Source organism: Serinicoccus sediminis, assembly GCF_004153545.1.
Classification (GTDB): Bacteria; Actinomycetota; Actinomycetes; order Actinomycetales; family Dermatophilaceae; genus Ornithinicoccus; species Ornithinicoccus sediminis_A.
In genome coordinates, this window is the sequence record NZ_SDVA01000008.1 from 76,498 (window position 1) to 94,292 (window position 17,795).

Genomic DNA, 17,795 nt, shown 5'->3' on the forward strand with positions numbered 1-17,795 from the left:
CGTACCTCCTGGTGGGGACCAGGACGGCGCGGGGGCGGGCGATGAGATCTGCCGCCCGCCCCCGTCACCGTCGACCGGTCAGTCCCAGCTGTTCTCGATCGAGTCGAGCACGGACTGGGTGTCCTCACCCGTGATCCAGTTGGTCATCCCGGTCCAGAAGCTCCCGGTGCCGACGGCGGCCGGCATGAGGTCGGAGCCGTCGAACCGGAACGTCGTCGCCTCGTCGGTGAGCAGCTCGTAGGCCAGCTGGTCGATGGGGGACTTCAGGTTGGCCGGGTCCAGCCCGGAGTTCGCCGACACCCACCCGGGAGGGGAGACCTTCGCCTTGGCGTTGGACCACTCCGGGCTGGCGAGGTAGGCCTGCAGCGCCTGCACCTCGGGGCGGTCGGCGAACATCAGGGTGAACTCGCCACCGCCGAGCAGCGGCTGGGTCTCGGTGTCGTTACCCGGCAGGTAGAAGGCGAAGACGTCGCCGTCCTCGGCCACGTTCGTCCCCTCCGGCCAGTTGGCCTGGTAGAACGACGCCTGGCGGTGCAGGAAGCAGGACCCGTCGAGGATCGGCAGGCCCGCCTCGCCGAACGGCGTCGTGGCGATGGACTCGACACCGCCCAGTCCGCCGTTGACCATGTTCTCGTCCTTGAGGACCTGGCCGGCCATGTCCAGCGCCTCGACGACCTGGGGGTCGTTGAAGGGGATCTCGTGCTCGACCCACTGGTCGTAGACGTCGGGGCCGGCGGTCCGCAGCATCATGTCCTCGAGCCAGTCCGTGGCGGGCCACCCCGTCGCGTTGCCGGACTCGATGCCGGCGCACCACGGCTTGGCGTCCGGGTGGTCGGAGGCGATCTGCTCGGACAGGGCCATGAGGTCGTCCCACGTCTCGGGCACCTCGTAGCCGTTCTCCTCGAAGGCGCCGGGCGAGTACCACACGAAGGACTTCGCGTTGGCGCCCAGCGGGGCGGCGTAGTAGGTGCCGTCGACGGTGCCGTAGCCCTTCCAGGACTCGTTGTAGTACTCGTCGACGTTCGCCTCCGCCTGCTCCCCGACCGGGAAGACCGAGTCGGGGAAGTCGGTGACGAGGCGCTCCACGAGGCCCGGCTGCGGGACGTAGGCCATGTCCGGGGCGTTCCCGGACTCCAGCCGCACGGGCAGCTGGGTCTCGAACTGCCGGGACCCCTCGTACTCCACCGTCACGCCGGTGCAGTCCTCGAAGGGGATGAAGGCGTCGATGTGGGCCTGGTCCTCGGGGGAGACGATCGAGGTGTAGACACTCACGGAGGTGCCCTCCAGGTCGCCGTACTCCTCGTACGGCTCGCAGGCCACGTCCACCGAGGAGAGCGCCTCGTCGACGTCCTCCCCGCCGCCGGAGCCGCCGCCGGAGCCGCACGCCGCCAGCGTCACGCCGGCCAGGCCGAGTGAGGTGGCCATCGCCAACCTCCGGGTCGTCTTGCTGCGCATCGTCGCGCCGTCCTTTCTCACAGGGAACAGGCCACGGCCCAGGGGCGACCCCGGCCCTGTGGTCATCCCAACATCCCCGGCCCCGCCGATCAAGGCTCTGGCGTCACGTCTGCGTAACGATGCGGCGCGCGGAGGGGGCCTCACCTTGACGGGCGCGTCAATCACGCGCCCGTCCTCCACTACCATCGAGGAGCACGGCACCCGCTCGACGAGGAGATGCACGGTGAAGAACGACCACGGCGCGGCCAGCGCCGCCGACGCGACCAGCGGGCCCCCGGCGCTCCGGAGCCCGGAGCACCCGGTCCGGATCGTCACCGCGGCGAGCCTCTTCGACGGCCACGACGCCTCGATCAACATCATGCGCCGGATCATGCAGAGCCAGGGCGCCGAGGTCGTCCACCTCGGGCACAACCGGTCGGTCGCCGAGGTGGTCGAGGCCGTCCTCGACGAGGACGCCAACGCGGTCGCGGTCTCCTCCTACCAGGGTGGGCACGTCGAGTACTTCGAGTACCTCGTCGAGCAGCTGCGCGAGGCCGGCGCCGGGCACGTCAAGGTGGTGGGCGGCGGCGGGGGCGTCATCGTCGCGGAGGAGATCACCCGGCTGCGGGAGGCCGGCGTGACGATCTTCTCCCCGGAGGACGGCCAGCGCCTCGGCCTGCCGGGGATGATCAACCAGGTCATCACCGACGCGGACTACGACATGTGGCAGGTCGGCCCGGCGGCGGTCGACGACGTGCTCGCCGGGAGCCGCACCGCCGTGGCGCGGGCCATCACCGGTGCCGAGCTGGGCTCCCTCCCGGCCGCCGACCGGGAGCGGTATGCCGCCGCCGCCCGGGAGAGCAGCGCGCCCGTCCTCGGGATCACCGGCACCGGCGGCTCGGGCAAGAGCTCGCTGACCGACGAGCTGGTGCGGCGCTTCCGGATCGACCAGGGCGACCGGCTGCGGATCGGGATCATCGCCATCGACCCGACCCGCCGCAAGGGCGGCGGCGCCCTGCTGGGCGACCGCATCCGGATGGGCGCCATCGGCGGCCGTCAGGCGATGTTCCGGTCCATGGCCACGCGCGGGGAGTCCGAGGTGCCCGAGGCGCTGCCCGCCGCCATCGACGTGCTCAAGGCGGCCGGCTTCGACCTGGTCGTCGTGGAGACGCCCGGGATCGGCCAGGGGGACGCCGGCATCGTGCCGTTCGTCGACACCTCCCTCTACGTCATGACGCCGGAGTTCGGCGCCGCCAGCCAGCTGGAGAAGATCGACATGCTCGACTTCGCCGACGTCGTGGCGATCAACAAGTTCGAGCGGCGCGGGGCGATGGACGCGCTGCGCGACGTCGGCCGCCAGCTGGTGCGCAACCGGGAGGCCTTCGGCGCCCGGCCCGAGGACATGCCGGTCTTCGGCACCTCGGCGGCCACCTTCAACGACGACGGCGTCACCGCGCTGTACCAGGCGCTGCGGGATCGTCTCGCCGAGGACGGCCTGCCGGTGGGCGAGGGCGCGCTGCCGCCGGTCGACGTCCGGCACTCCTCGATGATCCGTCAGGTGGTCCCGCCCCGGCGGGTCCGCTACCTCGCGGACATCGCCGAGACCCTGCGCGGCTACCACGCCGACACCGAGCGCTACGCCCTCGCGGCCCGCCGGGTGGAGCGGCTCGAGCAGACCGCGGACGAGCTCGCGGCGGCCGGTGGCACGGGCGGCGACCACGGCCTCGACGAGCTGCTGGACGCCGCGCGCCGGGACGTCCCCACCGAGGTGCGGGAGATGCTCGAGGGCTGGCCCGCGCGGGTCGAGGCCTACTCCGGCGACGAGCAGGTCGTCACGGTCCGGGACCGGGAGATCCACACCCGGCTCACCAAGGAGTCGCTGAGCGGCAACCGCATACCGCGGGTGGCGCTGCCGTCCTACGACGAGGCGGGGGCCCTGGTCCGCTTCTGGCGCCGGGAGAACCTCCCCGGGTCCTTCCCCTACACCGCCGGCGTCTTCGCCTTCAAGCGGGACAACGAGGACCCGGCCCGGATGTTCGCCGGCGAGGGCGACCCGTTCCGCACCAACCGCCGCTTCAAGCTGCTCTCGGAGGGTCAGCCGGCGACCCGGCTGTCGACCGCCTTCGACTCGGTCACGCTCTACGGGCACGACCCCGAGCAGCGGCCCGACATCTACGGCAAGGTCGGCACCTCCGGGGTCTCCATCGCGACCCTCGACGACATGAAGGCGCTCTACGACGGGTTCGACCTGGTCGACCCCACCACCTCGGTGTCGATGACGATCAACGGCCCGGCGCCCACGGTCCTCGCGTTCTTCCTCAACACCGCCATCGACCAGCAGACCGACGCGTTCCGCGAGCGGGAGGGCCGCGAGCCCTCCGGCGCGGAGGCCGAGGAGCTGCGCGCCTACGCGCTGCAGAACGTGCGGGGCACGGTCCAGGCGGACATCCTCAAGGAGGACCAGGGGCAGAACACCTGCCTGTTCACCACCGAGTTCTCGCTGCGGATGATGGGCGACGTCCAGGAGTGGTTCATCGAGCAGGGGGTGCGCAACTTCTACTCGGTGTCGATCTCCGGCTACCACATCGCCGAGGCCGGGGCGAACCCCATCAGCCAGCTCGCCTTCACCCTGGCCAACGGGTTCACCTACGTCGAGTCCTACCTCGCCCGGGGGATGGACATCGACGCCTTCGCGCCCAACCTGTCCTTCTTCTTCTCCAACGGCATGGACATCGAGTACTCCGTCATCGGACGGGTCGCGCGCCGGATCTGGGCGGTCGCGATGCGCGAGCGGTACGGCGCCAACGAGCGCAGCCAGAAGCTGAAGTACCACGTGCAGACCTCGGGTCGCTCCCTGCACGCGCAGGAGATGGACTTCAACGACATCCGCACCACGCTGCAGGCCCTCATCGCGATCTACGACAACGCCAACAGCCTGCACACCAACGCCTACGACGAGGCGGTCACCACCCCGAGCGGTGAGTCCGTGCGGCGGGCGCTCGCGATCCAGCTCATCATCAACAAGGAGTGGGGCCTGGCGATGAACGAGAACCCCAACCAGGGGTCGTTCGTCATCGACCAGCTCACCGACCTCGTCGAGGAGGCCGTGCTCGCCGAGTTCGACCGGATCAGCGAGCGCGGCGGGGTGCTCGGCGCGATGGAGACCGGGTACCAGCGCGGCAAGATCCAGGACGAGTCGCTGCTCTACGAGCACCGCAAGCACGACGGCTCGCTGCCGATCATCGGCGTCAACACCTTCCGCCGGCCCGAGGCCGAGCGGGAGGAGGTCGAGGTGGAGCTGGCCCGGGCGACCGAGGCGGAGAAGCAGTCGCAGCTGGACCGGGTGCAGGCCTACCAGGAGGCGCACGCCGACGAGGCGGCCGAGGCGCTGGCGCGGCTCAAGGAGGTGGCCATGGCCGGCGACAACGTCTTCGCGGTGCTCATGGACGCCGCCCGGGTGTGCACGCTGGGGCAGATCACCGAGGCGTTCTTCGAGGTGGGCGGGGAGTACCGCCGCAACGTCTGAGCCGCAGGCATGATGGGGCCACCATGAGCCACCCCTACGCCGACGCCCGCCTGTCCGTCCCCGAGCGGGTGGAGGACCTCCTCGCCCGGATGACCCTGGCCGAGAAGGTCGGTCAGCTGCTGCAGCTCGACGCCCAGGGCGACCTGGAGGAGCTGGTGCACGGACACCTGGCCGGGTCGCTGCTGCACGCCTCGCCCGAGCGGATCCGGCGCGCCCAGGAGCTGGCCGCCCGGACCCGCCTCGGCGTCCCGCTGCTCATGGCCGACGACTGCATCCACGGCCACTCGTTCTGGCCGGGCGCCACGATCTTCCCGACCCAGCTCGCGATGGCCTGCACCTTCGACCCCGGGCTGGTCGAGCGCGGGGCCCGCGTGACGGCGGCCGAGGTCGCCGCCACCGGCCTGCACTGGACCTTCTCCCCGGTGCTGTGCATCGCCCGCGACCCCCGCTGGGGCCGGGTGGACGAGACCTTCGGCGAGGACCCCCACCTCATCGGGGAGCTGGGTGCGGCGATGGTGCGGGGCTACCAGGGCGACGGCGGGCCGGGCACCGTCCTGGCCACCGCGAAGCACTTCGTCGGCTACTCCCAGACCCAGGGCGGCCGGGACGCCAGCGAGGCCGACCTCAGCCGCCGCCAGCTGCGCAGCTGGTTCCTCCCGCCGTTCCAGCGGGCGGTCGAGGCCGGGTGCCGGACGGTCATGCTCGGCTACCAGGCCATCGACGGCGTCCCGATCACCGCCCACCGCTGGTTGCTGGACGAGGTCCTCAAAGGGGAGTGGGGCTTCACCGGCACGCTGGTCACCGACTGGGACAACGTGGGGCGCATGGTGTGGGAGCAGCGGGTCTGCGCCGACGACGTGGAGGCGGCCGTCGTGGCCGTGGAGGCCGGCAACGACATCGTCATGACCACCCCGCAGTTCTTCGACGCCGCCCAGGAGGCGGTGCGGACCGGACGGCTCGCCGTCGGACGGCTGGACGCCGCCGTCCGGCGGGTCCTCACCCTCAAGATCGGCCTGGGCCTCTTCGAGGACGCCCGGCTGCCGGACCCGGCGGGCCAGGAGGTCATCGGCTCGCCGGCCCACACCGACGTCAACCTCGAGACCGCCCGCCGGGGCCTGGTGCTCCTGCGCAACGACGGCACCCTTCCGCTGGAACGGCATACCGAGCCCCTCACCGTGGCCGTGCTCGGTCCCAACGGCGACGACCCGCACGCCCAGCTGGGGGACTGGGCCGGAGCGTCCGGGCAGGTCGGGTGGATGGTACCGGAGGGACACCCCCGCGACCGCGTGGTCACCGTGCTGGACGGTCTGCGCGCGCTGGCCCCTCCCGCCTGGACCGTCACCCACGCCCGCGGCGCCGACATCGGTGGGCTGGGGGAGGCCGAGCCCGCGACCTTCCCGGACGGGCAGCCCCGCCCGCCGGTCTTCCACCCCGCCGCGGTGGACGACGCGCTGCTCGCGGAGGCGGTCGACCGGGCACGCGAGGCGGACGTCGCCGTCGTGGTGCTCGGGGACACCGTCGCCCTCACCGGGGAGTCCCGGTCCACCGCGACGCTGGAGCTGCAGGGAGCCCAGGCCGCGCTGCTGGAGGCGGTGGTCACGACCGGGACGCCCGTCGTCCTGGTCCTCGTGCAGTCCAAGCCGAGCGTCCTGCCGCCCGCGGCGGAGCAGGTCGCGGCCCTGGTCGAGGCGTTCAACCCCGGCATGCAGGGCGGGCGCGCGGTCGCCGAGCTCCTGCTCGGGCTCGTCGAGCCGAGCGGGCGGCTGCCCATCTCCTTCCCCCGGCACGCCGGCCAGCTCCCCGTCTACTACAACGGGGTCCGGGGCCAGCACGGAGACCGCTACGCCGACCTCACCCAGGAGCCCATGTTCGTCTTCGGCGAGGGCCTGTCCTACACGACGGTGGAGTATGCCGACCTCCACGTGAGCACGCCCGTGGTCGACGTCGAGGGCACGGTGCGGGCGCGGCTCACCCTGCGCAACACCGGCGCCCGACCGGCGCTGGAGACGGTGCAGGTCTACGTCAGCGACCTGGTGACCAGCGTGACCTGGGCCGACAAGGAGCTCAAGGCGTTCACCCAGGTGCGGCTGGACCCCGGCGAGCAGAGGGACGTGGAGATCACCCTGCCCGCCGGTTCCTGCACGATCGTCGACGCCGAGGGACGGCGGAGGGTGGAGCCGGGGGAGTTCGCCCTGCTGGTAGGACCGAGCTCCCGCGACGCCGACCTGCTCCGGGCCGGGTTCAGCATCACCGGCGGGGCCGACCGGCCGGGACGCTAGACCTCGCCTCCGGGGAGACGGCTCAGCGGCGGCCGCTCCCGCTGGAGGTCGAGAAGGCGACGATCGAGCCGCCCGAGGAGCTGCCCTGGCGGCCGCGGCCCTGGCCACCGGAGCGGCCCTGACCACCCGAGCGGCCCTGCCCACCGGAGCGCCCGGCACCCCCACCGGTGCCGCGGCCCTGACCACCGCGGCCCTGGCCCCCGTCACCACGGCCACCCTGGCCGCCGGAGCGACCACCGGCGCCCGGGCCGTCGCTGCCCCGGCCCTGTCCCTGGCCCTGCGAGCGACCACGGCCGCCGCCGTTGCCCCGGCCCTGACCGCCGGAGCGACCGCTGCCGCTGCCGCCGCCTCGGCCACCCTGGCCGCCGGACCGGCCGCCGCCCTGGCGCCGACCACCCGAGCCCTGGCCGCCCGAGCCCTGGCCACCCTGGGCGGGGACCTCGACGACCAGCCCGCCGGGAGTGAGCACCCGCTCGCCGGGGGCCAGCTCACGCAGGATCGGGTGGCTGGAGTGCGCCTTGGTCGTCGTCGGCCGGATGCCCGCCGCGCGGGTCAGCGAGCGCACGTCGCGGACCTGGTCGTCGGTCATGAGGGTCACCACGGTGCCGGCCGCGCCGGCCCGGGCGGTCCGACCCGAGCGGTGCAGGTAGGCCTTGTGCTCGACCGGCGGGTCGGCGTGCACCACGAGGGCCACGTCGTCGACGTGGATGCCGCGCGCGGCGATGTCGGTCGCGACCAGCGTGCTGGCGCGCCCGGAGTGGAAGGCGTCCAGGTTGCGGGTGCGGGCGTTCTGCGCCAGGTTGCCGTGGAGCTCGACGGCCGGCACCCCGGCCCCGTTGAGCTGCTTGGCCAGCTTCTTGGCGCCGTGCTTGGTGCGGGTGAAGACCACCTTGCGGCCCGGCGCCGCCCCCAGGTCGGTCAGCACCGCCAACCGTTCCCCGGCGTCGATGTGCAGGACGTGGTGGTCCATCGCCTCGACCGGCGACTGGGCGGAGTCGGCGTGGTGGGTGACCGGGCTGCTGAGGTAGCGCTGGGCGATGACGTCGACGCCCGCGTCCAGGGTCGCCGAGAAGAGCATCTTCTGCCCCTGCCGGGGGGTGCGGTCCAGCAGTCGGCGGACGACCGGCAGGAAGCCGAGGTCGGCCATGTGGTCCGCCTCGTCCAGCACGGTCACCTCCACGCCGGACAGGTCGGCATACCCCTGCCCGATGAGGTCCTCGAGCCGGCCGGGGCAGGCCACGAGGACGTCGATGCCGGCCTGCAGGGCGCGCACCTGGGGGTTCTGGCCGACCCCGCCGAAGACGGTGAGGTGGGTCAGCCCGGCCGCGGCGGCCAGCGGCTCCAGCGACGCGGCGATCTGGCCGGCCAGCTCGCGGGTCGGGGCCAGGACGAGCGCGCGGGGGGTGCGGCCGCGGCGCCGGGCGGCGCCCGGGTCGGCCATGAGCCGGGTGACGAGGGGCAGCAGGAAGGCGTAGGTCTTGCCCGATCCGGTGCGGCCGCGGCCGAGGACGTCCCGACCGGCCATCGAGTCGGGCAGGGTGGCGGCCTGGATGGGCGTGGGGGTGGTGATGCCGCGCTCCGCGAGGAGGGCATCGAGGGACGAGGGCACGCCGAGGTCGGCGAAGGAAGAGGTCACAGAGAACTTTCGAGACGTGTGCGGTGTCCCACCCGGCGCCCGGCCCGGAGGCGGCGCGAACGTGGCAGCCGATCGGCTGCGAGATCAGGCAGTCCGGGGCGAGACGATCCGGGCTGCTGGAACCAGTCTATCGCAGTCGTGCCTGGCCACCGCCATCATGGGGCCATGGACGAGACCCTGCGGCACACGCGCGACGGCCTGACCCACGAGGCGGTGACCGGGGGACCGCCCGACGGCCCGCCCGTCCTGCTCCTGCACGGCTTCCCCCAGGACGCCACCGCGTGGGACCGGGTGGCGCCGGTGCTGCAGACGGCCGGGATGCGCACCCTGGCACCCCACCAGCGGGGGTATGTCGCGGGCGCCCGCCCGCGGCGCGTGGCGGCATACCGGCTGGAGCGGCTGGTCGAGGACGCCGTCGGGCTGCTCGACCACGTCGGCGTGGACCAGGTGCACGTCGTCGGGCACGACTGGGGCGGTGCCGTCGCCTGGGCGCTCGCCGCCTGGCACCCGGAGCGCGTCGCGAGCCTCACCGTCGCCTCCACGCCGCACCCGCGGGCCCTGGCCTGGGCGGTCCGGCACGCCGACCAGGCCCGCCGCAGCTGGTACGTCGCCGGCTTCCAGGTGCCCCTGCTGCCCGAGCTGGTCATGGCCAGGGCGCTGCGCCGGGGCGCGCTGGCGCGCACCGGCCTGCCGCGCGACGACGCCGGCCGGTACGCCGCACGTCTCGGCACCCGGGCGGCGCTGCGCGGCCCGGTCGGCTGGTACCGCGCCGCCGCGCGTTCCGGTGGCCGGGCGGTGGGCCGGGTGGCGGTCCCGACCACCCTCGTCTGGGGAGCCCGCGACCCGTTCCTGGGGCGCGCCGCCGCCGAGCGGACAGGCCGCTACGTGGACGCCGACTACCGCTTCGTCGAGCTCGACGCCGGGCACTGGCTGCCCGAGCGGCGTCCGGGCGAGCTGGCGCAGGAGGTCCTGCGGCGCGCCGGCGTGGCGACCGACGACGCGGGCGGGCCCGGCTGAGGCGTCCGTCACGAGCAGGGTGAGACCGGGGCGGGTGTCCACCCACCCGGCTGTGGACGACGGGCGGGGACCGTCGGTGCGGGCGCCTAGGCTCGGTCCATGCCGCCTGACCTGTCCGCCGCCGGGTGGGTGCTGCGCGTCGCGGACACCGACCTGCGGGCCGAGGTGGGAGAGCTGACGCTGGCCCGGGGCCAGGGCTACGCCGACGCCGGCCACGTCCGCACCCTCGTGACCGGCCCCGACGGCGCCGCCCTGGTCGGCACCGTCGTGGGCTCGGGCGGCCGGGTCTACCAGACCGTGGTGCGGGTGCACGACCGGGAGGTCGTGGCCTGGGGCGGGCAGTGCAGCTGCCCGGTCGCCCACGACTGCAAGCACGCGGTCGCGGTCCTGCTGACCGCCCGCGCGCGGTTGCGCTCCGGCACCTCCGCGATACCGGGGTGGGAGGCCGTGCTGGCCCCGCTCGTCCGCCCGGCAGCAGGGCCCGGCGGCACCCGGCACCGGCTCGGGCTGCAGGTGTCGCTCAGCAGGGGGCCCGGGGGCCGGGAGGAGTCCACGCGGGTCACCCTGGCCCCGGTGCGGCCGGGACGCAGCAAGCCGTGGGTCGGCCAGGGCGTGGGCTGGGACGACCTCACCAACCGCTGGTCGACGACGGAGGTCGACCCGGGGCACCGGGCGCTGCTCGGCCAGCTGGCGGCGCTGGGCCGCAGCTCGGGCTTCGGCTACTACTACTCCTCCGCCAAGGAGCTGCCGCTGGGGGACATCGGCGCCGTGGCCTGGCCGGTCCTGGCGCAGGTCGTGGCGGCGGGCATCCCGCTGGTGCCCGGCCAGGGTCTCACCGGGGTGCAGCTGGGGGAGGGAACGGCCGGGGTGGGCCTGGACGTGGTGCGGCGGGACGACGGCTCCCTGGCCCTGGAGCCGGCGGTGGACGCCGCGGGCGGGGCGGAGGGCGGGGGTGGGCGCTTCCTCGTGGGTCGGCCGGCCCACGGGCTCGGCCGGGTGGATGAGCAGGACCACCTCACGCTGTGGCCGCTGCGCGGACCGGTCCCCGACCCCGTGGTGGGCCTGCTGGAGGGCGCGGGGTCGCTCGAGGTGCCGGCCGACCAGGTGGGGCGCTTCCTCACCGGCTACTACCCCGCGCTCTCGCGTCGGGTGGGGCTGAGCTCCAGCGACGGCAGCGTCGTCACCCCGGCGGACCGCCCGCCCCGGCTGCGGCTGGAGGTCACCCCCGAGCCCGGTCACGTCCTGCACGTGCGGTGGACCTTCGGGTATGCCGTGCCCACGGTGGACGGGGCGCCCGACACCGTGGTCGTGGGCCTGGAGCCGGGGGCCGAGGACCTCGCCCGGGACGAGGCCGCCGAGCGGGACGCCGTGGCGGCCGTGCTGCCGCTGCTCGAGGCCTCCCCGGGCCTGTTCGCCAACGGGGAGGCCGGCTCGGTCCGGCTGCGCCCGCGCTCCCTCCTCACCGGGCTGGCGACCGCCCGCTTCGCGGGCGAGGTGCTGCCCGGGCTGCAGGAGCGCGAGGACCTCGACGTCCTCGTGCACGGCGAGCTGGTGACCTACGAGCAGGCCGCCGAGGACCCCGTGGTGAGGCTCACCACCAGCGAGGCCGGCGAGGGCGACTGGTTCGACCTGCACGTCAGCGTCACCGTCGACGGCCAGGAGGTGCCGTTCGAGCAGCTCTTCGCCGCGCTCGCGGCGGGCCAGGACGTCCTGCTCCTGGACTCCGGCCTCTGGCTGCCGCTGGACCAGCCCGAGCTGCTCACCCTGCGCCGGCTCATCGAGGAGGCTCGTGAGCTCGTGGACGACGACGGCGAGGACGGGTCGCTGCTGCGGCTCTCGCCCTACCAGGCGGGCCTGTGGGAGGAGCTGGTCGACCTGGGGGTCGTCCACGAGCAGGGCGGCCGGTGGGCGGAGCGGGTGGAGGCCCTGCTCGCCCTCGGTGACGGCGACCGCGGTCACGTCGTGCCGCCGCCGGACCTCCGGGCGACGCTGCGTCCCTACCAGCTGGAGGGCTACCGCTGGATGTCCGGCCTGTGGGACGCCGGACTCGGCGGCATCCTCGCCGACGACATGGGTCTCGGCAAGACCCTGCAGGCCCTGGCGATGGTGGTCCGGGCCGAGCACCGCGCCGACCTGGCGGAGGGCCCGGTGCTCGTGGTGGCGCCCACGAGCGTCGTGACCGCCTGGGCCGAGCAGGCCGAACGCTTCGCCCCGCACCTGCGGACCACCACGGTCACCGCCACCCGCCGGCGTCGCGGCACCGACCTCGCGACCGCCGTCGGCGCGGCCGACCTCGTCATCACCTCCTACACCCTGCTGCGCCTCGAGGCCGAGGACTACCACGCGCTGCCGTGGAGCGCCGCGGTCCTCGACGAGGCCCAGGTCGTCAAGAACCGCCGCTCGGCGACCTACCACGCGGTGCGGCTGCTGGGGGCGGCCCGCACCTTCGCGATGACGGGCACGCCCCTGGAGAACACCCTCATGGACCTGTGGTCGATGACCTCGCTGGCGGCGCCGGGGCTCTTCCCCCGCCCGGAGGCCTTCACCGAGCGCTACCGCCGGCCCATCGAGTCGGGGGCCGCGCCCGAGGAGCTGGCCCGGCTGCGGCGCCGGGTCCGGCCGTTCATGCTGCGCCGCACCAAGGGCCAGGTGGCCGCCGACCTGCCCGACAAGATCGAGCAGACGCTCGCCATCGACCTGCACCCCGCGCACCGGCGCGTCTACGACCAGCACCTGCAGCGGGAACGGCAGCGGGTGCTGGGGCTGCTGGCCGACCTCGACAAGAACCGCCTGAAGATCCTGCGGGCGCTGACCATGCTGCGCCAGCTCTCCCTCGACCCCTCCCTGCTCGACGCCGAGCACGCGGGGCTCGCGACCTCGGCCAAGGTCACGGCGCTGGTCGAGCGGCTCACCGCGCTCGCGGCCGAGGGGCACCGCGCCCTGGTGTTCTCCAGCTTCACCAGCTACCTCGCGCTGGTCCGGGACGCCCTGGACGCGGCCGGCATCGAGCACGTCTACCTCGACGGCCGCACCCGGGACCGCGCGGCGCGCATCGCCTCCTTCCGGGAGGGCGCGCAGCCGGCCTTCCTCATCAGCCTCAAGGCCGGCGGGGTGGGCCTGACGCTCACCGAGGCCGACTACGTCTTCGTCCTCGACCCGTGGTGGAACCCCGCGGCGGAGGCGCAGGCCGTCGACCGGACCCACCGGATCGGGCAGCACCGGACGGTCAACGTCTACCGTCTGGTGTCCACCGGCACCATCGAGGAGAAGGTCGTGGCCCTGCAGGAGCGCAAGCGACGCCTGTTCACCAGCGTCGTCGACTCGGGCGAGTTCGGCTCCGGCGTGGTCACCGCGGAGGACATCCGGGGGCTGCTGGACGGGTGAGCGGGTCGAGGCGACGGAGGGATGCGACATGAGCGACGTGTGGGGTCTGGTGCACCGGGAGCGCGAGGCCCTGGTGGCCGACCTGGAGACCGTGGAGACGCCCCGTTGGGACGAGCCCTCCCTGTGCCCGGGGTGGAGCGTCCACGACGTCGTCGCCCACCTCGTCGACAACGCCCGGACGACCACGCCCCGGCTGCTCCTGGCGATGGTGCGCGCCGGGTTCGACTTCGACCGGCAGAACGCTCGGGGAGTGGCGCGCGAACGCTGCACGAGCCCGGGGGAGACCCTGGAGCGGCTGCGCGCGGTGATGGGACGCACCTCCTCGCCCCCGGCCCCCCGCGCCAGCCGGCTGGTCGAGGAGGTGGTGCACGGCGAGGACGTCCGGAGCCCGCTGGGGATCCGGCACGTCTACGCCCAGGAGGCCGTGGTGCTCGCCCTGCGCTACCAGCTGCGCACCCCGGTCGGGCTCGGGGGCGGCAAGGACCGCGTCGAGGGCCTGTCCCTGCGTGTGACCGACGCCGGGGTCGTCGTGGGTGACGGGCCGGTGGTCGAGGGCCGGGCCCTGCCCCTGCTCATGACGGTCTCGGGGCGGCGCGCCTGCGCCCACGACCTGCGCGGTCCCGGTGTCGACCGGATGCTGTCGCGTGGGTGAGGCAGCGGGGGGTGGCCGCGAGCAGCGGGGCCGCGGGACCGGGCGCCCGGAGCGGGGGTCCGGCGAGCATCAGCGGCGCCCCGCCGCGCTGGACCACGTCGTCTACGCGGTCCCCGACCTCGACGCCGCGGTCGAGCAGCTGCGGCAGCGCACCGGGGTGGCGGCGGCACCCGGTGGCGCCCACGCCGGCCGGGGCACGCACAACGCCCTCGTGGCGCTGCGGGTGCGGGGCGGCACCACGGCATACCTCGAGCTGCTCGCCCCGGACCCGCAGCAGCCGGACGTGCCACCGGAGCGCACCATGCTCGGCGTCGGCCGGCTGGGCGCGGGGCACCCGCCGGTGGGGTATGCCTGGGCCGTCCGCCCGGCCGACCTGGACGAGGCGGTGGCCCGGGCCGGGGCGGCCGGCATCGACGTCGGCGAACCGGTCGGGGCCGCCCGCCGGACCCCGGCGGGCACCGAGCTGGCCTGGCGGCTGGCGGTGCCCTCGCCGTTGGGCCTGGGTGGCGTCCAGCCCTTCCTCATCGACTGGGGCGGTGCGGCCCATCCCCTCGACGACGACCTCCCGGTGCTCGGGCTGGCGGGGCTGCGGGCCGAGCACCCCGACCCGGTGCGGGCACGGCAGGTGCTGGGGCTGCTCGGTGCCGATCTCCCGGTCTCGCACGGGCCGGTGCCCGCCCTGCACGCCCGGCTGACGGGGCCGGCCGGCGACGTCACCTTCTAGAGGTGTCTCACCCGGGGTGCCTCGCTCGGGTGTCTCACTCGCTGATGCCGGTCCGCTCGACGCCCTGGACGATCCACCGCTGCAGCAGGAGGAACATCAGCAGCAGCGGCAGGATCGCGACCAGGGCGGCCATGAAGAGCAGGCTGACCTGGGAGGTCTGCGCGGTGAGGTAGGTCGACAGCGCCACCTGCACGGTCCACGACTCGGGGGCGCGGCCGATGACCAGCGGCCACAGGAAGGCGTTCCACGAGCCGATGAAGGTGATGGTGCCGATCGCCGCCGCGAAACCGCCGGAGTTGGGCACGACGACCCGCCAGAAGGTGCCCCACCAGGACAGCCCGTCCAGCGCGGCGGCCTCCTCGATCTCCCGGGGGAAGGAGAGGAAGAACTGCCGGAAGAGGAAGGTCGCGAGCGCCTGGAAGAGCCCGGGCACGATGAGCCCGCGCAGCGTGGAGATCCACCCGAGGGAGGAGACGAGGACGAAGCTGGGCACGAAGGTCACGGCGGCCGGGATGAGCAGGGTCACCGTGATGAGCCAGAAGACGACACCGGACCAGCGGTAGGGGATGCGGGCCAGCCCGTAGCCGGCCATCCCGGACAGCACGAGGACCCCGACGGTCTGGCTGACCGCGATGAGCGTGCTGTTGAGCAGCGCGCGGCCCAGCGGGACCGTCCGGTTGTCCAGGACGGCGGCGAGGTTGCCCCACTCCCACGTCGGCGGGAGCCAGTGCCAGGTGCCCGAGGTCAGGTCGCCCTCGCTGCTGAACGCACCGCGCAGCAGGAGGGCGAAGGGCAGGAGGAAGAGCACGGTCCCGAGGAGCAGCAGGGTCCAGCGCAGCACGACGTAGCGGCGGCGTTCGTGCAGCATCTCAGTCCCTCCCGCCCAGGCGCAGCAGGCGGGTCTGGGCCAGGGCGACCACCGCGATGAGCACCGTGAGGATGACGGCGCCCGCGCTGCCGTCGCCGAAGTTCTGCCCGCTGCCGAGCGCCGTGTAGTAGAGGTACACCAGCGGTGGGCGGGCGTACGGCGGGTAGCCCCCGAAGCCGGCCAGGATGTTGTAGAACTCGTCGAACGCCTGGAACGCGTTGATGAGCAGCAGCAGGAGCACGGCGGTGGACGCCGGCAGCAGCTGCGGCCAGGTGATGTGCCGGAACACCTGCCACCCCTCGGCGCCGTCGATCGCCGCGGCCTCGTAGAGGTTCGTCGGCACCCGTTGCAGCGCGGCGAGGAACAGGATCATGTAGAAGCCGACCTGCAGCCACAGCCGGGCCGAGACGATGACGAGCCAGTACCACGGCGGGTTCGTGAGCGACAGCCAGGGGATCGGGTCCAGGCCCGCGAGCCCGAGCAGGGCGTTGGCCGCGCCCGAGCGCATGCCGGAGAAGATCGACATCTTCCAGATGAGGGCGGCGACCACGTAGGAGCAGGCGACCGGGAGGAAGAAGACGGACCGGAAGAACGCCTGCATGACCCGGGTCCGGGCCACGAGCAGGGCGGTGAGCAGGGACAGGGCGAAGGTCGTCGGCACGATGAAGGCGGCGAAGACGACGAAGGTCAGCAGCGAGTCGCGGAAGGCCGGGTCGGCGAGCATGTCGCGGTAGTTCGCCAGGCCGACGAACTCGGTGGGGGTGACGGTGTTGTAGGCCTCGAAGAAGGAGAGGTAGACGCTCCAGCCGATCGGCACGTAGATGAACAGGACCAGCCCGGCGAAGAACGGGCCGACGAAGACCCAGAACCAGAGGTTGACGTCGTGGCGACCCCGCAGCCGCGCCAGCATCAGCCGGTGACCCGCTCCAGCTCGGCCTCGACGACAGGCACCAGCGCGTCCAGCTCCTCCTGCGGGTCGGCCCCGTCCCGCACGATGCGGCTCATCATGTCGCTCCACGCGGTCGCGCACTGCGGCGTCCACAGCAGCGGGGTCTGCGCGTGGCCGAACTCGGTGACGTAGCCGGCCGCGTCCGCGGCAGGGCCCGACGACAGCACCTCGGCCTGGGGGACCAGGCTGACCCGGGAGGGGACGTGGAAGCCGTAGGAGGTGGCGAAGTCGAGCTGCTTGTCGGTCTGGTCGATCCACAGCCAGCGCACGAAGTCCTTGGCGGCCTGCACGTCGCCGGCCCGGGTGGAGACGCAGGAGCCGTAGGCCCCGACGGGGACCGAGGGGGACCCGCCCTCCATCGAGGGCCAGGGGATGGCGCCGAAGTCGTCGCCCAGCGCCTCGCTGATCGCGGGGAAGGTCCACAGCCCGGTCCACTGCATCGCCGTCCGACCCGAGATGAGGGCGTCGGCGTCGAACCAGTCCTTGGCCTGACCCAGCAGCAGCGACTCGTCGGTCCACAGGGTCCGCAGCACCGACAGCGCCTCGGGGGCACCCGCGCTGTGGAACCCGACCTGCTCGCCGTCGAGGTAGTCCAGGCCGGCCGCCCACAGCATCGGGCCGCCGAGCAGCCCGGCGCCGCCGTCGTTGCCGAGGAAGAGACCCTTGACGTCGCCGCGGGTGAGCTCGCGGGCCGCCGCGACGAGATCGGGGATCTGCTGCGGCGCATCGATGCCGGCCTCCTCGAGCATGCTCCTGCGGTAGACGAGGACCTGCATGTCCAGCACCTGGGGGACCGCCCAGATCTTGCCGTCGTAGGTCATCCGCTCGACGAGGGAGGGGGTGAAGTCGTCCAGGGTGTCGCCGAAGAGGTCGGTGAGGTCGGCCACCTGGTCGCCGCGGATCATGTCGATGGTCGGCCCGTTGCCGTACTCGAAGACGTCCGGGCCCGAGTCGGTGAGCAGCGAGGCGGCGGTGGTCTGGTCGTAGTCCCCGGGCTTCCAGAAGACGGTGACGTCGGCCGGCTCGTAGTCGGCGGCATACCGCTCCACGGCCTCCTGGGTGCCCGCCTCGCCGTACTGGTGGTACCACTGCGCGATGCTGGGCCGTCCGCCGCTGGAGCCGCCGCCGTCCTCCTGGCCGGCGGAGCCCTCGCGCCCGGTGTTGTCGCCGCAGGCGGCGAGCGAGGCGCCGAGCGCGCCGACGCCGCCGAGCGCGAGCATGCGCCGTCGGGACAGGGTCGGCAGCGGTCGGTGCGGGCGGGCCATGGTGGTCCTCCTGGTGCGATGGGTGTGACAACCTGGGGTGAGGTGCAGCATATGCGGGCAC

11 protein-coding genes are annotated in these 17,795 nt (G+C 73.7%); 6 read left to right on the forward strand and 5 right to left on the reverse strand.

From position 1 onward, the window contains the following. Nucleotides 1-78: 78 nt before the first annotated feature. Nucleotides 79-1,425 (reverse strand): ABC transporter substrate-binding protein, encoded by a 1,347-nt coding sequence (locus tag EUS26_RS09225; RefSeq protein ID WP_238148886.1) that lies wholly within the window; start codon nucleotides 1,423-1,425, stop codon nucleotides 79-81. Nucleotides 1,426-1,678: 253 nt separating this feature from the next. Here EUS26_RS09225 and icmF point away from each other — a divergent pair, with 253 nt between their 5' ends. Next, nucleotides 1,679-4,960, forward strand: a complete 3,282-nt coding sequence (icmF, locus tag EUS26_RS09230; RefSeq protein ID WP_238148887.1) for a fused isobutyryl-CoA mutase/GTPase IcmF — start codon at nucleotides 1,679-1,681, stop codon at nucleotides 4,958-4,960. Between the two features lie 23 nt (nucleotides 4,961-4,983). Further along, nucleotides 4,984-7,239, forward strand: a complete 2,256-nt coding sequence (locus EUS26_RS09235) for an exo-beta-d-1,3/1,6-glucosidase (protein ID WP_130013399.1) — start codon at nucleotides 4,984-4,986, stop codon at nucleotides 7,237-7,239. Nucleotides 7,240-7,261: 22 nt separating this feature from the next. Here EUS26_RS09235 and EUS26_RS09240 read toward each other — a convergent pair whose 3' ends face one another. Continuing rightward, nucleotides 7,262-8,875, reverse strand: a complete 1,614-nt coding sequence (locus tag EUS26_RS09240) for a DEAD/DEAH box helicase (RefSeq protein ID WP_130013401.1) — start codon at nucleotides 8,873-8,875, stop codon at nucleotides 7,262-7,264. A 165-nt stretch (nucleotides 8,876-9,040) separates the two neighbouring features. Here EUS26_RS09240 and EUS26_RS09245 point away from each other — a divergent pair, with 165 nt between their 5' ends. The 4 genes from EUS26_RS09245 (at nucleotide 9,041) to EUS26_RS09260 (ending at nucleotide 14,652) form a co-directional block, all read left to right on the forward strand. After that, the gene (locus tag EUS26_RS09245; RefSeq protein ID WP_130013403.1) at nucleotides 9,041-9,892 is read left to right on the forward strand and encodes an alpha/beta fold hydrolase; all 852 of its coding nucleotides are present in this window, start codon (nucleotides 9,041-9,043) and stop codon (nucleotides 9,890-9,892) included. A 99-nt stretch (nucleotides 9,893-9,991) separates the two neighbouring features. Beyond that, the gene (locus tag EUS26_RS09250; RefSeq protein WP_130013405.1) at nucleotides 9,992-13,276 is read left to right on the forward strand and encodes a DEAD/DEAH box helicase; all 3,285 of its coding nucleotides are present in this window, start codon (nucleotides 9,992-9,994) and stop codon (nucleotides 13,274-13,276) included. Nucleotides 13,277-13,304: 28 nt separating this feature from the next. Then, nucleotides 13,305-13,928, forward strand: a complete 624-nt coding sequence (locus tag EUS26_RS09255) for a maleylpyruvate isomerase family mycothiol-dependent enzyme (RefSeq protein ID WP_130013407.1) — start codon at nucleotides 13,305-13,307, stop codon at nucleotides 13,926-13,928. Beyond that, nucleotides 13,921-14,652, forward strand: coding sequence for a VOC family protein (locus EUS26_RS09260; protein ID WP_202865099.1), 732 nt, complete (start codon nucleotides 13,921-13,923; stop codon nucleotides 14,650-14,652). The genes EUS26_RS09255 and EUS26_RS09260 overlap by 8 nt, the downstream gene beginning before the upstream one ends. A gap of 34 nt (nucleotides 14,653-14,686) precedes the next feature. Here the strand turns inward: EUS26_RS09260 and EUS26_RS09265 are convergent, their stop codons facing one another. Genes EUS26_RS09265 through EUS26_RS09275 form a run of 3 tightly spaced genes read right to left on the reverse strand, consistent with a single transcriptional unit; the run spans nucleotide 14,687 to nucleotide 17,734 of the window. Then, complete coding sequence (locus tag EUS26_RS09265) at nucleotides 14,687-15,520, reverse strand: carbohydrate ABC transporter permease (protein WP_130013409.1); 834 nt, start codon at nucleotides 15,518-15,520, stop codon at nucleotides 14,687-14,689. 1 nt (nucleotide 15,521) lies between these two features. Further along, the gene (locus tag EUS26_RS09270) at nucleotides 15,522-16,430 is read right to left on the reverse strand and encodes a carbohydrate ABC transporter permease (RefSeq protein WP_130013411.1); all 909 of its coding nucleotides are present in this window, start codon (nucleotides 16,428-16,430) and stop codon (nucleotides 15,522-15,524) included. Further along, complete coding sequence (locus tag EUS26_RS09275) at nucleotides 16,430-17,734, reverse strand: ABC transporter substrate-binding protein (protein ID WP_130013413.1); 1,305 nt, start codon at nucleotides 17,732-17,734, stop codon at nucleotides 16,430-16,432. The genes EUS26_RS09270 and EUS26_RS09275 overlap by 1 nt, the downstream gene beginning before the upstream one ends. Nucleotides 17,735-17,795 lie beyond the last annotated feature (61 nt).

Bases quoted from the DNA above. Each gene is read 5' to 3' on its own strand.
- EUS26_RS09265 (WP_130013409.1), bottom strand. From the start codon at position 15,520: ATGCTGCACGAACGCCGCCGCTACGTCGTGCTGCGCTGGACCCTGCTG.
- EUS26_RS09250 (WP_130013405.1), top strand. From the start codon at position 9,992: ATGCCGCCTGACCTGTCCGCCGCCGGGTGGGTGCTGCGCGTCGCGGAC.
- EUS26_RS09225 (WP_238148886.1), bottom strand. From the start codon at position 1,425: ATGGCCACCTCACTCGGCCTGGCCGGCGTGACGCTGGCGGCGTGCGGC.
- EUS26_RS09275 (WP_130013413.1), bottom strand. From the start codon at position 17,734: ATGGCCCGCCCGCACCGACCGCTGCCGACCCTGTCCCGACGGCGCATG.
- EUS26_RS09270 (WP_130013411.1), bottom strand. From the start codon at position 16,430: ATGCTGGCGCGGCTGCGGGGTCGCCACGACGTCAACCTCTGGTTCTGG.
- EUS26_RS09245 (WP_130013403.1), top strand. From the start codon at position 9,041: ATGGACGAGACCCTGCGGCACACGCGCGACGGCCTGACCCACGAGGCG.
- EUS26_RS09255 (WP_130013407.1), top strand. From the start codon at position 13,305: ATGAGCGACGTGTGGGGTCTGGTGCACCGGGAGCGCGAGGCCCTGGTG.
- EUS26_RS09235 (WP_130013399.1), top strand. From the start codon at position 4,984: ATGAGCCACCCCTACGCCGACGCCCGCCTGTCCGTCCCCGAGCGGGTG.